Annotated in this window: 7 protein-coding genes; 3 read left to right on the forward strand and 4 right to left on the reverse strand. The window is 50.2% G+C overall.

The window, feature by feature from the left end; all coding sequences use genetic code 11:
* Positions 1–157: 157 nt before the first annotated feature.
* Genes Mal48_RS12870 through Mal48_RS12880 form a run of 3 tightly spaced genes read left to right on the forward strand, consistent with a single transcriptional unit; the run spans position 158 to position 8,110 of the window.
* A complete protein-coding gene (locus Mal48_RS12870; RefSeq protein ID WP_145199942.1) occupies positions 158–3,478 on the forward strand; it encodes a hypothetical protein in 3,321 nt (1,106 codons plus the stop codon).
* Positions 3,478–4,575: a prenyltransferase/squalene oxidase repeat-containing protein gene (locus Mal48_RS12875; protein ID WP_231739548.1), complete on the forward strand. Its 1,098-nt coding sequence runs from the start codon at positions 3,478–3,480 to the stop codon at positions 4,573–4,575. The genes Mal48_RS12870 and Mal48_RS12875 overlap by 1 nt, the downstream gene beginning before the upstream one ends.
* A gap of 37 nt (positions 4,576–4,612) precedes the next feature.
* Positions 4,613–8,110 (forward strand): TlpA family protein disulfide reductase, encoded by a 3,498-nt coding sequence (locus tag Mal48_RS12880; RefSeq protein WP_197441678.1) that lies wholly within the window; start codon positions 4,613–4,615, stop codon positions 8,108–8,110.
* Between the two features lie 136 nt (positions 8,111–8,246).
* Here Mal48_RS12880 and Mal48_RS12885 read toward each other — a convergent pair whose 3' ends face one another.
* The 4 genes from Mal48_RS12885 to Mal48_RS12900 form a co-directional block, all read right to left on the reverse strand.
* Entirely contained in the window at positions 8,247–8,963 is a 717-nt protein-coding gene (locus Mal48_RS12885) for a polyprenol monophosphomannose synthase (RefSeq protein WP_145199948.1), read from the reverse strand.
* A 140-nt stretch (positions 8,964–9,103) separates the two neighbouring features.
* Entirely contained in the window at positions 9,104–10,216 is a 1,113-nt protein-coding gene (locus tag Mal48_RS12890; RefSeq protein WP_145199951.1) for a GTP-binding protein, read from the reverse strand.
* An 83-nt stretch (positions 10,217–10,299) separates the two neighbouring features.
* Positions 10,300–11,724 carry a DUF1501 domain-containing protein gene (locus Mal48_RS12895; RefSeq protein WP_145199954.1) on the reverse strand — a complete coding sequence of 475 codons (1,425 nt, stop codon included), beginning with the start codon at positions 11,722–11,724 and terminating at the stop codon, positions 10,300–10,302.
* Between the two features lie 99 nt (positions 11,725–11,823).
* Positions 11,824–12,297, reverse strand: coding sequence for a 3-hydroxyacyl-ACP dehydratase FabZ family protein (locus Mal48_RS12900; RefSeq protein WP_145199957.1), 474 nt, complete (start codon positions 12,295–12,297; stop codon positions 11,824–11,826).
* Positions 12,298–12,332 lie beyond the last annotated feature (35 nt).

A 12,332-nucleotide genomic window follows, 5' to 3' on the forward strand; every position in this document is an offset into this window, starting at 1 on the left:
GCGAAGATGTGTTTCTAGAGCAAGTCAATTTTTTGCCTGTACGTCCTGCCTCGTGGCGAGCACTCTATGAAATCATGAAAATGATCTTCACGGGCAAGACAAGCATTGAAAATGCTCTCATCTCTCAATTTCTCTTGGAACAATGGAGATTCGGCAAATGGACGATCGACAAGTCGAATTAGCCCAGTCGTCGGGACAACGTGGACAATTGCCAGAAGGAACACGACGACGACTGGAAGAGTTCCAAAAGCGTGTCCGATTCATCAAGATCGCAGAAGGACTGCTCGCTGGACTTTTTGGCTTAGCAGTTTCTTACTTGCTGGTCTTCGTCCTGGACCGGTTCTTTGACACCCCCGCTCTACTTCGTGCTGCGATTCTGATTGTCGGTGCACTGGGGATGGGCCTTTTTCTACCGTTGAAACTCCACCGGTGGATTTGGGGCACACGAACAATGGAACAGGTTGCTGGCTTGGTGCGAATCAAGTTCCCCCGGTTGGGCGACCAACTCCTTGGGGTTGTTGAACTGGCCATGAGCGAACGGCACACCACTGACAGTTCCGCGTTGACGCAGGCTGCTATCAATCAGGTCGATGCGACTGTCAAAGACAAAGACCTTCTCGATGCCGTCCCGGATCCACAACATGGGTTCTGGTTGAAAGTCGCTGCCGTTCCGCTAGCCCTGATGTTGACTTGTCTCGTGATTGTCCCCGCTGCCGGAACAAATGCATTGACCCGTTGGTTGACCCCTTGGAGGAACGTTGACCGTTACACCTTCGCGCAAATCGACCAACTGCCCTCAGAAATCGTGGTTCCACATGGTGAAGAGTTTTCCCTGAAAGCAAAGTTGGGCGAAAAGACACGCTGGTCTCCGAAAACAGGAACGGCGAAATCGAGTGCAACCCGTGCTGCCATCACCACCGACCTCAAAGATGGCGAGTACGAATTCTTGATTCCTGCTCAAACAACTGAATCTCATGTCAACGTCCGGATCGGTGATGTTCGTGAATCTGTCCGGGTTCAAACAGCAACTCGCCCCGAACTCAAAGAGATGCAGGCATCGATTCAACTGCCAAAGTATCTTCAGTATTCACGCAACTTGAAGACGGACGTTCGAGGAGGAGTCATCTCTGTCGTAAAAGGATCTGAGGTCGACTTTGCTGCGACGATCAATCGAATCCTCAAAGAGGGAGCCGCTCTTGGCGAAAGCTCAAAAATCGACGGTGATCAGCTCTTCATTTCTGAAGTCAGTGTTGCTGACTCTGGCTATTTGACATTGCGCTGGAAAGACGAACTGGGTCTGACGCCGAAGGACGATTTTAAACTGAAGATCAACGCCGTCGATGATGCAGAACCAAGTGTCTACTGCCAACAGGTTGATCCTCGGCAAGTCGTTCTTTCCACCGAAACGATCTCGTTTGAACTTTCGGCAAGCGATGACTTCGGGCTGAAGAACGTGGGACTCCGCTGGGAAGGGATTCAAGACGCCCTCCATAATCCAGATCCAGACAACGGTGAAAAAGTGGTCAGTGTCGGCCAACCGGAGGCGGTCACGCTCTCCGCAACAGCGACTTTCTCTGCCGAAGCAGATCAAGTTCGCCCGCAAGCACTGAAAATTCAGGCGTTCGCAGAAGATTATCACCCGGAACGAGGACGAGCCTTCTCGCCGACTTATGTCCTTTATGTCATGTCTCCACAAGACCACGCAATTTGGCTCTCAAATCAACTCAGAAGATGGGCCAGCTTAGCGGATGATGTTTACGAGGAAGAAGTTCGCCTGCATGATGCGAATCGAGAAATCCGCCGCATGTCCAGAGACGAAATCCAATCCAAACAGGTCCAGCAACAACTCAAAAGCCAGGCAACAGCAGAGAAGTCTAACGCCATGCGGCTCGATGCCGTGACAACTCAGGGAGAAGTGCTGATTCAACAAGCTGTTCGCAACCCAGAAATGTTGGTGGGCCATTTAGAAACATGGGCTGAGGCACTCAAACAGCTTCGTGATATTTCAGAGAATCGCATGCCCTCTGTCGCAGACTTACTCAACGATGCTGCTCAAGCAAAATCGACAGCCAAACCCAAGCCGGGAGCAGGGAAACCGAGCAAATCCGACTCTGCCCCCAAAGCTGGAAACAATCGAAACCAAGCGAGTGGGAAGCTTGGTGCCAAAGATGAAGAAGAAGGCCCGGCAGTCCCCAAAGCCCCCAGCATCACCGATGTCGAATCTGGATTTAATAAGCCAAATGAAGCGGAGGCTGGCAAACCGAAAAAGAAAAAACCAAGCACCGGAAAACTGGGATTGCCATCGACCGTGCTAAACGGAGGACCAAAGCCAGAGCCCAAAGATGACGAAGAAGAGGAAGGGGCCGATGAACAAGTCGACGAAGCAGTCGAACTTCAAGCCGGCCTGATTGATGACTTCAATAAGATTCGAGAAGACTTGCAAGCCATTCTGGACGACCTGGAAAACAGCACGTTCGTTAAACGGTTCAAAGCTGCTTCTCGGCGACAAATGGAAATTGCCAAAAGCTTGAACCGCACAGTCTTCAAAGGGTTCGGTGTCACGTCGGATGAACTCGACCAGCGTCAGATCGAACAGTTAGCCAACATTGCAGAATCTGAAGTTGCTCAAAGCCGAAATGTCTGGGAAATTCAATCCGATCTCGAAGCCTATTTTGGTCGGAAAAAAGACGAGAAATTCAAACGCATCCTGGATGAAATGAAAGAACTTGAACCGGTCGCCCAACTCAACGAGCTGGGTGAGCGAGTCCAGGAAAACCTCTCGGGTGAAGCCATCGTTCGTGCAGAATTCTGGGCAGACACACTCGATCGTTGGGGCGAGGAACTGGTCTCTCCATCGAACTGCGGAGCATGCAAAGGTGGAAATTCCGTCAGCCTGCCACCTTCGATTGTCCTCGAAGTCATGCGGATTATCGAAGCCGAAACAGACCTGCGCGAAGAAACTCGTTCACTTGAACAATCACGGGCAGCGATGGAAGTCGACCAATATGACACCCGCGCAAAGCTGCAGTCAACAACCCAGTCTCTGCTTCAAAAACGAACGGAAGATGTCGTCAAAGATATTCGTGCACTCCCTGATGGCGAGAAGAACTTTTCGAAGGAAATTCAAATCGTCACAGGAGCCGCACTGGCAATGAACGACGCAACCCAAATCCTGAAACGCCCCGACACTGGCCCCGAAGCAATCGCGGCGGAAACCGAAGCGATTGAACTTCTGCTCCAATCCAAACGAGCCAACCCAAACGGTGGCGGTGGTGGCGGCGGATCGACTCCAGGCGGCGGTGGTGACGGAGACACACAACGTGTCGCGCTGGCAACAATCGGAGCCACTTCCGATCCAAACGCAAAAGTCAAGGATCGCACCGTTGACCAATCGAGCGGAACCACCTCAGAGAAGCTTCCTGAAGAATTCCGCAACGGACTTGATGCGTTCTTCAACGCTTTGGAGAATCAAAATTAATGACTGATGTATCCATCAATGACATTCATCTCAAACACATCATGAACAAGCTTCGCCTTGGCTGCTTCGTTCTGCTTGCTGGATTCCTGCTGTCAACATCCGCAACAGCACAGGATTCAGAGCTTCGTTACGGAGACGAAGTCCCCGCAGAAGTTGAGGAAGTTTATCAGCGAGGCTTAAACTGGCTGGTTGAAAATCAATCCGAAAATGGATCTTGGGGCGGCTCTCAGATCGGTCATGGCGGCTCTGGAAATTCCGGGATCACGGGCATGTGTGTGATGGCGTTTCTCGCCAGCGGAGAAGACCCAAACTTCGGGAAGTATCATAAAAATATCTGTGCAGCTGTTCGAAATCTCATTCGCAGCCAGGATGCGAAAACAGGATACCTCCCGGGAAGTATGTACCACCACGGGTTCGCAATGTTGGGGCTTTCTGAAGTGTATGGCGTGCTTGATGACGACCTCGTCTGGCAGGGAGAAACCGATCTCACCCACAAACGGACAATTGGAGAAGCACTCGAACTCGCGGTTCGCTGTGCTGTCACTTCGCAGAAAAACAATCAATGGGGTGCATGGAGATATTCTCCAGAATCGAACGATGCCGACACGTCCGTTTCGGGTGCAGTCCTCATGGGATTGCTGGCAGCGAGAAATGCCGGAATCAAAGTCCCCGACGAATCCATCGACAAAGCACTGGAATACTTTGCAAAAATGACGACGAAGCAAGGGAGTGTAGGGTACTCAGGCATTGGCGGCGGCGGGTCGAGAAATTTGCAAGCCATTTCAACCTTGGTGCTTTCCATCGGTCATCGAAAAGACATCGAGCAGTTCGCCGGTCTGACGAAACAAATCACAAATAATCTTGAATATCCCGGGAACAGCTACCCCTTTTACTTCCGCTACTATATGGCTCAAGCATTGTTTCAAGCCGACTTCGAGTCCTGGAAAAAGTGGAACCAGCTCAACGTTCGCCAGATCCATGACATGCAAGGTGATTCCGGGAGTTTCCGCAGCCAACATGGCGAGGCGTACGGAACAGCAATGTCGATGCTTGCACTCGCCTTGAATTACCGATTTCTACCGATCTACGAACGGTAGAAATCGCTTTGCTGAGAAATAGATGAGGCCCCATCCAATGATGAATGCTTCTTTACAGAAGCTTGCTCTGCCGTGTGCAACTGCAGACCAAGCTTCGCTGTTGTTCAAGACTCAACAACAGCTTAGGCCCAAACGCCACCCTGCACTCCTCCGATCACTGTGCGCAATTGGACTTGTGTTGGCCTTACCCGCATTGGGACTGGGGCAACCCGCAGACAAGCCAGCCGCAGCTGCTAAGACTGAGGCCGCTGTGGAAGCCGCCGAAGTTGCTGAAGTTGAAGCTGCTGCTGAGGCGGTCGCAAATCAGGTCGAAGCGCTCCTGAAAAAGCCCGATAAGAAAAATGCCGGAATCCCCCTTCCCGTACCGGTATCGCTGGGGACCCCCGTCATTCAGAAGACAACGCTCTTCTGGGGGAGTGGCGATTCCCTCACTGGAAAAATTCTCTCAGCCGACCCGGAAGCCATTACTTGGGATTCCGAGCTTTTTGTGGACCCATTGAAGATCGAAATCTCCGCACTCTCTGCTGTCCGCTTCCCGGATCACCAGGAAGCCTCGCCACTGAGGGAGCCATTTCGAATCTCGATGTCGAATGGCGATGTCCTCTTTGGAAAGATGATCTCTGCGACAGAAGAATCGATTCAGTTCCACAGCAACCGGCACGGTGAATTCAGTTTGCATCGAAACAAAATCGAAAGCATCAAGCGAGTCGACACTCCAGACTTAATTTACCTGGGGCCGCGTGGTCTCGAAGGTTGGGAAAAGCCACAAAATTCTGATGAGCAAAATGCGTGGCGTGCACTCAGCAATGGTCACCTCACAACAAGCTCACCGGATCGTGGAATCTATCATCAGATTGACTTCCCGGAAAAGGCAGAGATTGAACTCATCATCGAATCGTCGAAATTACCACACTTCATTTTTGCACTCGGACAAAACCGAACATCGTGTGTGCGTGTTGAAAGCTGGGCGGAAGTCCTTGTCGTCCTGTCCCGCTTTCAGTTTCAGGAAGTCAGCACGCTCGAATCGAAAACAACACGAGTTCACTTAAATCTCTTTTTGGACCAGGCAAATAACCGGCTGTCGATCTACTCCAATTCTGGGGACAAACTCACAGAAATCGTAGACAAACGAGGATTCTTCCAACCAACCGGTATTCAGCTTTGGAATCGAGAGGGAGACCTGACACTCAACTACCTGAGAGTTGATCGCTGGAATGGTGAACTCCCCAAACCGTTAAAAATTGGTCAATCTCGCGTGCAAACAACTGACGGAAAAGTGATCTACGGAACACTTCCCAACTTCTCGTCCGGGACCGATGTCATCAAGATTCGAGGGGAGAGCGAAGAGCATGAAATCAAAATCTCGAATCTCTCGAACATCATTGTCAACGATGGCTCAACTGCGGAACTCAAGCTGAGCGCGACGAATGTTGCCTGGAAAGAAGGCGGTTTTCTTTCTGGAGAAATTAAGTCGATTCATGAGGATCGAATTGAAATACAGACTCCCTATGCCGACGGAACAATTGCTTCAACGTTATCGGGAATTCAACGAATTAGCTTCCCCAATAATGCCGAACCTCCTCAAAACTCCGACCAACTTTTCTTTGAGGGAGGCTCGCTGCACGGAGAACTCGTCATTGATGGAGAAACAGAAGACCCAATCCGCTGGACTCCGGTCGGTGGCCTCAACGCAAGTGCACTCTCCGCAAAAGGCGAAGCTCGATTTGTGCGATCTAAAAAGGGGCAGGAACTCAGCATCAATACCGATCAATATCCTGATGTCCTCTATCTGCTCAACGGAGATGTGATCCCTTGCTCACTCAAAAGCGTGATGGAAGAGAAGTTATTACTTTCTGTTCCGTTCTCCGAGGTCAAAGAAATTCCGATGAGCCATGTGAAAGCCGTGGAACTCACATCAGCTGGAAGCGTGAAACATGCAAACTTCACAAACCAAGGCTGGAAGCGAGTCACCGGTCGCCCCAACCTGACCGACACGTCCTTGACGTTCCGTACGTCGGGAGCCTTCGGAAACCCCTCAATCATGACCGGCGATCTGGTGAAGTTTAAGGTCAACTGGGGCTCACAGCAGTATTCGCAGTTGATCGTTCAACTCTTTGGAAAAAATCTCAACATTGATCCAGAAGCCACCAGCGTTGCGATTCACGTAAACGGAGACAAAATCTGGGTCGAAGAGCATGAAGCGATCGCTCAAAATGCACGCATGTTAGGCAGAGGCTTCAATCCGGGAGATTCCAAAAAATCTGAAACTGTCACATCTCCAGAGGGAACAGCCGAAGTGACACTTGCCGTTCGGGAAGGTCAAATTCATGTAGTGATCAACGGAACGCAGCTGAAATCGATCAAGTTGAAAAATCGCCGATTGAAAAGCCGCAGCCTCATCTTCCAAGCTAATATTACTTCCGTCACACGAAATCTGTCATACGGGAAAAATCCACTCACCCGCGGAATTGTTGTCGAAAACTTTGAGGTCCGGAACCATGATGGCGCCTCAGCCAAGCAATTCATTCTTGAAGAGACACGAGACCGAACGTTACTCATCCCAAGATTCCGTAGAGACAATCCTTCGACTCATGTGCTACTGGCTCCCAATGGAGATGTGCTTCGCGGGAAACTGCTGAACATCACCGAACAGCAGGTTCGGTTTGAGTCTCAACTCGAAGATTTCGGTTTCGATCGCGAGCGAGTGGCCGCTGTTATTTGGCTTCATCCTCCAAAGCAGGGCGAAGACGAAAAGCCAGACACCAAAATCGCAGAGGTTCATCCCGAAATTCAACTCCGCTTCGGTCGAGGATTTTCGCTCAGCATGGACCCGCAAAAAGTGGTCGACAATCAACTTATTGGAACCGCTCAAAGTCTGGGAGAATGCTCGATTCCGGCAGGTTCAATCCAGGAAGTCAATCTCGGCGATGCGACTTCGGTTTCCGAAATTGTCTCTTATTCACGGTGGATTCCAAAGTTCGCTGCCGAACCAGATTGGGAACTTCCTGAGAGTGATGGATCGGGACCGGCCCATCAACTTGTAGGGACGACTGCAGAAGATTTTGAACTCGCCGGCCTGGACGGAAAAACATTCAAGCTCAGCGATCATAATGAAAAGGTGATTGTCTTGGACTTTTGGGCTTCCTGGTGCGGTCCCTGCGTTGCAGCCTTGCCCGATTACATTGAATCGACCTCGGGGTTTGATCCCGAAAAAGTCATCTTCGTTGCCGTCAACTTACAAGAATCTCCGCAAGTTGTCCGAAAATTCCTGGATGAAAAAGGGCTTTCTCCACAGGTGGCAATGGACGAATCAGGTGCCATCGGGAACCGGTTTCGTGTCTCCGGAATTCCGCACACTGTTGTACTCAGTCCCGGTAAAACAATCGAGCAAGTCCACATCGGCTACCGCCAAAATGCCGGACAAAATCTTCGTCAAACAATCGAAAAGATTCTCGACGGAACATGGGAACGTGCGGCCCCGACAAGCACAAAAGAAGACGAAAAGAAAGACGAAGATACTGCGGACGGAAAATAGTCGTTTCTAAAACACTTTCGTGTTTCTTGTGTCTGTAAAGAACGCGTTTCACCAGCGAAATTACTGTACGCCACGAGGCTGAACATAAAACCAACTTGGGATTGGGTCCAGCGACCTCTTCACAATACAGAAAAAGTTACTTGGTCGATTGATTTGGCAAACGCAATTTCATAATCACCCAGCCAGCAGAGACAGCTTCTTTCCAATTGATTTTGGTGACCCCAAATCTTCGTTCCTCGAATTTGATTGGAACTTCGGTAAAGGTCGCGTTCACTTTGCGGAGCCGATACAGGATTTCTTCCTGAAACGCATAACCTTTGGCTTGAGACTTCGCCCAGTCAAACTCTGCCAGTTTGCTCACTCTGTAACAACGAAAGCTTCCGCTGTTGTCTTTCGTTTTCAGCCCTAAAAGAGTCCGGGCGTAGAAGTTGATTCCACGACTCATGAAGTGCCGCTTCGGTCCCCAGCCAACAATTTCTCCGCCAGCAACATACCGGGACCCAATCACACAATCGAAATTCGCTGCCTGTTCGACCATCGCAGGAATAAACCGGGGAGGATGTGAGAAATCGGCATCAAGATTGAGAAGCAAGTCGTAACTGTTTTCAATTCCGAACTGAAAAGCGCGAACAGTCGCGGTCCCTAAACCGAGTTTCCCTTCACGATGGATCGCGTGAATTTTCGGATTCTCAGCCGCGAGCGAGTCAACATATTCGCCGGTCCCATCCGGAGAATTATCATCGACAACCAAGATCGATGCATTGGGAGCATACTTGAAAATTTCAGGAATGAGTTCTTCAAGATTTTCACGCTCGTTATATGTACAAAGCGTGATCAGCAATGACTGAGACATTAGCAAGCAAGCCGTTTCGTTCTAAAGCAAATCCAAGATTGGTCTTTATGTTCTGCCTCGTGGCGAGAAATCTACGAAGTCGAAAAAGTGATCTTCAAGGGCATGACAATACTCTGAAAATGCTCAATGACATTTTGACGCTACTCGCGTCCGGGAGTTGCGAAGCGATGAGTCGGAACTGGACGCCCTGGTCGGAAACGTTGTGTTTGACGGAACTCCGCGGTGAGATTGAATTCCTTTGCAACCGCGCTCACGGATTCATTCACAAAGTCTTCAAGCAATTCAGGATCGCAGGCAACTCGTGCATTGACGATCACTTCCGCTTGCTTGACGTTGCACTTGGATGGGAGCGAAAGTTCAGCTTGCGTCTGGCTGCTGATCAGGTTGGCGACTCCGAAGAATCCTTCCCAAAGACCAATCACTTTGAGATGAGCCGGTTCGAGTTCGGCGTTCAGAAGTTGTGACTGCAAGTGTTGAACAACTCCTAGAAGAGCTTGATCAAGTTCAAATTCCTCATCGGATCGGAGTGTCAGACTACTGTTGAGCCAGCCAAGTTCAGCCTCTCCGTCAGCATAAATATCGTAATCGATATCTAAGATTTTATGGCCGAATTCACCTTGTTGAGTCAGGAATTCAACCAGTTCATCGAATCCTTCCCCCGTCTTCGCGGACATGCGAATCAACGGGGTCTCTTCGAATTGCTCTTTGCAAAGTGAAGTGATTTCGTCGACTTCTTCTGGACTGAGTTCATCGATCCGATTGATCAGAATGACATCGGCTTCTTCGAGTTGTTTCTTGAGAATGTACTCCGCCTTAGGAGAAAACCCACGCCCTTGTTCATTCTTCAGAATGCGAACTCCGTGGCTGGGCTTGAGGATCACTGGATACGGAGCGATTTCAAATTCGGCATCAAAGAGCTGTTTGATCGGCTGAATGACTGTTGCGACCAAATCGGTACAAGAACCGACTGGCTCAGCAAGAATGACGTCGGGACGTTCCTCCACCGACAGGTTGCCCATCGTGTCGATCAATTCATTGAAGTTACAACAGAAACAGGCTCCTGCGACCTCACCCACGTCGAACCCTTGGCTGCGAAGCGTGTTGGTGTCGACCAGATCAGTTGCCTGATCATTCGTCACGATGCCGACATTGAACCCTTCTTCCCGGTAATGGGCAGCCAAGCGACCGAGAGTGGTCGTCTTCCCCGCACCCAAAAAACCGCCGACCATAATGTAACGAATTCGATGAGTCATGTTTGTTTGTCGTCTATGGCTAAAGATGAGAATCAATGTCGCGGTGGAGTATAGCAGTCGCGTAACCAGCTTTCATTTCACGATCAAGCGATGAGATCGTGCGCAACGTGTCCTTCGACATCCGTCAGGCGGAAGTCTCGACCGGCGTGGCGATAAGTCAGCCGTTCGTGATCGAGCCCGAGCAAGTGCAGGATTGTGGCATGAAGGTCGTGCATGTGGATTTTATTTTCGACCGCTTCATGCCCGAACTCATCGGTCGCTCCGTACTTGAATGCCTGTTTGACTCCACCGCCAGCCAGGAAGTGGGTAAACCCTTTCGGATTGTGATCGCGCCCATCGGCCCCTTGCGAAAACGGATTTCTTCCAAATTCTCCGCCCCACCAAACGAGCGTATCTTCGAGGAGGCCGCGTTTTTTCAAGTCAATCAACAATCCTGCAACAGGTTGATCGGTTGCTTTCGCATGGATTGCGTGACGCTCCATTTTGCTGTGCTGATCCCAACGTGGATTCGACCCGTTGTCACTGTAATTCACCTGAACGAAACGGACCCCCTGCTCCGCCATGCGTCGCGCCATGAGACATTGCCGCCCAAAGTCTTCAGTCTCTTTCTGGTCAATGCCATACAGCTTCATCGTTGACTCGGACTCTTCCGACAAATCGAGAAGTTGCGGAGCGTGCATCTGCATTCTCCAGGCAAGTTCATAAGAAGAGATGACGGCCTCGAGTTCAGAATCCTGGCGACTTCCGAGTTGCGATGCGTTTAATTCTCGCAAAAGTTGAAACTGCTTCTCCTGAACTGGTTGATCAAAAAACGGGTTCTGAATGTGTCGGAACTTTACTTGGTGGCTTGACTGTTCCGCTCGTCCAATCGCAGTTCCTTGATAACAGGCAGGTAAAAAGGAATTCGAGTAATTTCTTGGTCCACCATTGGCAGACGATGGTGAGATCGTCACAAACCCGGGCAGGTTATTGTTCTCGGTGCCGAGGCCGTAGTTGATCCACGACCCCATTGAGGGACGAATGAGATTGAGAGCACCGGTATGCAGAAACAGCGTACTCGGTCCGTGTGCAACTCCATTGGTATGCATACTATGCACAAAACAGAGATCATCGACCCGCTGTCCGATGTGTGGAAACAGGTCTGAAACTGCGTGTCCTGTCTCGCCGTATTGACGAAACTTCCACAGTGGTTTCATCAAGGTTTCTTGATCACCCGAATTCCCTCGCGCCATTTTTCTGGCATCACGAAATTCAAACTTCTCGCCGTGATGCTTTTCCAGAATCGGCTTATAATCAAAGCTATCGACCTGGCTGGGGCCACCTTGCATGAAAAGAAAGATGACCCGTTTCGCCTTCGCAGGAAACATCGGCTGCTTGGCCGCTAACGGATTCTCACTCGCCACAGCAAGAGAATCAGACTCTGCGGAGGCAAGCCCGTGAAATGCAAGCGAACCAAACCCACATGCAGTGGATGCAAGCCAGTTTCTTCGGTTCAGCAAATTCATCATGTGTTCAGACCACTGTTTGACAAAGTTGAGACACATTCAAGTTAGCACATATATTCTCTTCTTGCGAGATGCTTTGCTTTCTCCACTCGAACCTTCAAGTCAGTCAGCGATTTCTGTTTCAGCCAATAACCCGGCGAGACCGATTTCGACGACATTCTTTTGATCGACTCCGCCCGGAACTCCGGCATCTTCAGGACTCAGATGAGCAAAGACGATTTCGGCCTCTGCCACAAGTTCTTCCTCGCAATGTGCCGTGACCGAAGTCATGCCCCCTTCGTCACGGGCATCGGTGAGGGTGGCGGTATAAATCAACTGGTCTCCCGGACGTACCGGACGATGAGATTTGAACTTTGGAACTTTGGCAAGAAAGACAAGATACTTAAACTTGTGGCTTTCCCCTAACAAAATCCCTCCGGTCTGGGCCATCCCTTCAATGATAAGTGAACAAGGCATGACCGGGAATCCGGGGAAATGGTCGTGCAAGTGCTCTTCAGCAAGTGAAACATTTTTCACCGACTTGGCCTGTTTTCCACTTTCGAACTCGATGAATTTGTCGATCCAGAACCAGCGCATTAAATTTTCCTTCAGCAATTGAAGCCAACTTTCAC

Origin of the sequence: Thalassoglobus polymorphus, assembly GCF_007744255.1 — a bacterium.
GTDB lineage: Bacteria > Planctomycetota > Planctomycetia > Planctomycetales > Planctomycetaceae > Thalassoglobus > Thalassoglobus polymorphus.

Coding starts and splice junctions, on each gene's coding strand:
- Mal48_RS12870 (WP_145199942.1), top strand. CDS start 158: ATGGACGATCGACAAGTCGAATTAGCCCAGTCGTCGGGACAACGTGGA.
- Mal48_RS12875 (WP_231739548.1), top strand. CDS start 3,478: ATGACTGATGTATCCATCAATGACATTCATCTCAAACACATCATGAAC.
- Mal48_RS12880 (WP_197441678.1), top strand. CDS start 4,613: ATGATGAATGCTTCTTTACAGAAGCTTGCTCTGCCGTGTGCAACTGCA.
- Mal48_RS12885 (WP_145199948.1), bottom strand. CDS start 8,963: ATGTCTCAGTCATTGCTGATCACGCTTTGTACATATAACGAGCGTGAA.
- Mal48_RS12890 (WP_145199951.1), bottom strand. CDS start 10,216: ATGACTCATCGAATTCGTTACATTATGGTCGGCGGTTTTTTGGGTGCG.
- Mal48_RS12895 (WP_145199954.1), bottom strand. CDS start 11,724: ATGATGAATTTGCTGAACCGAAGAAACTGGCTTGCATCCACTGCATGT.
- Mal48_RS12900 (WP_145199957.1), bottom strand. CDS start 12,297: ATGCGCTGGTTCTGGATCGACAAATTCATCGAGTTCGAAAGTGGAAAA.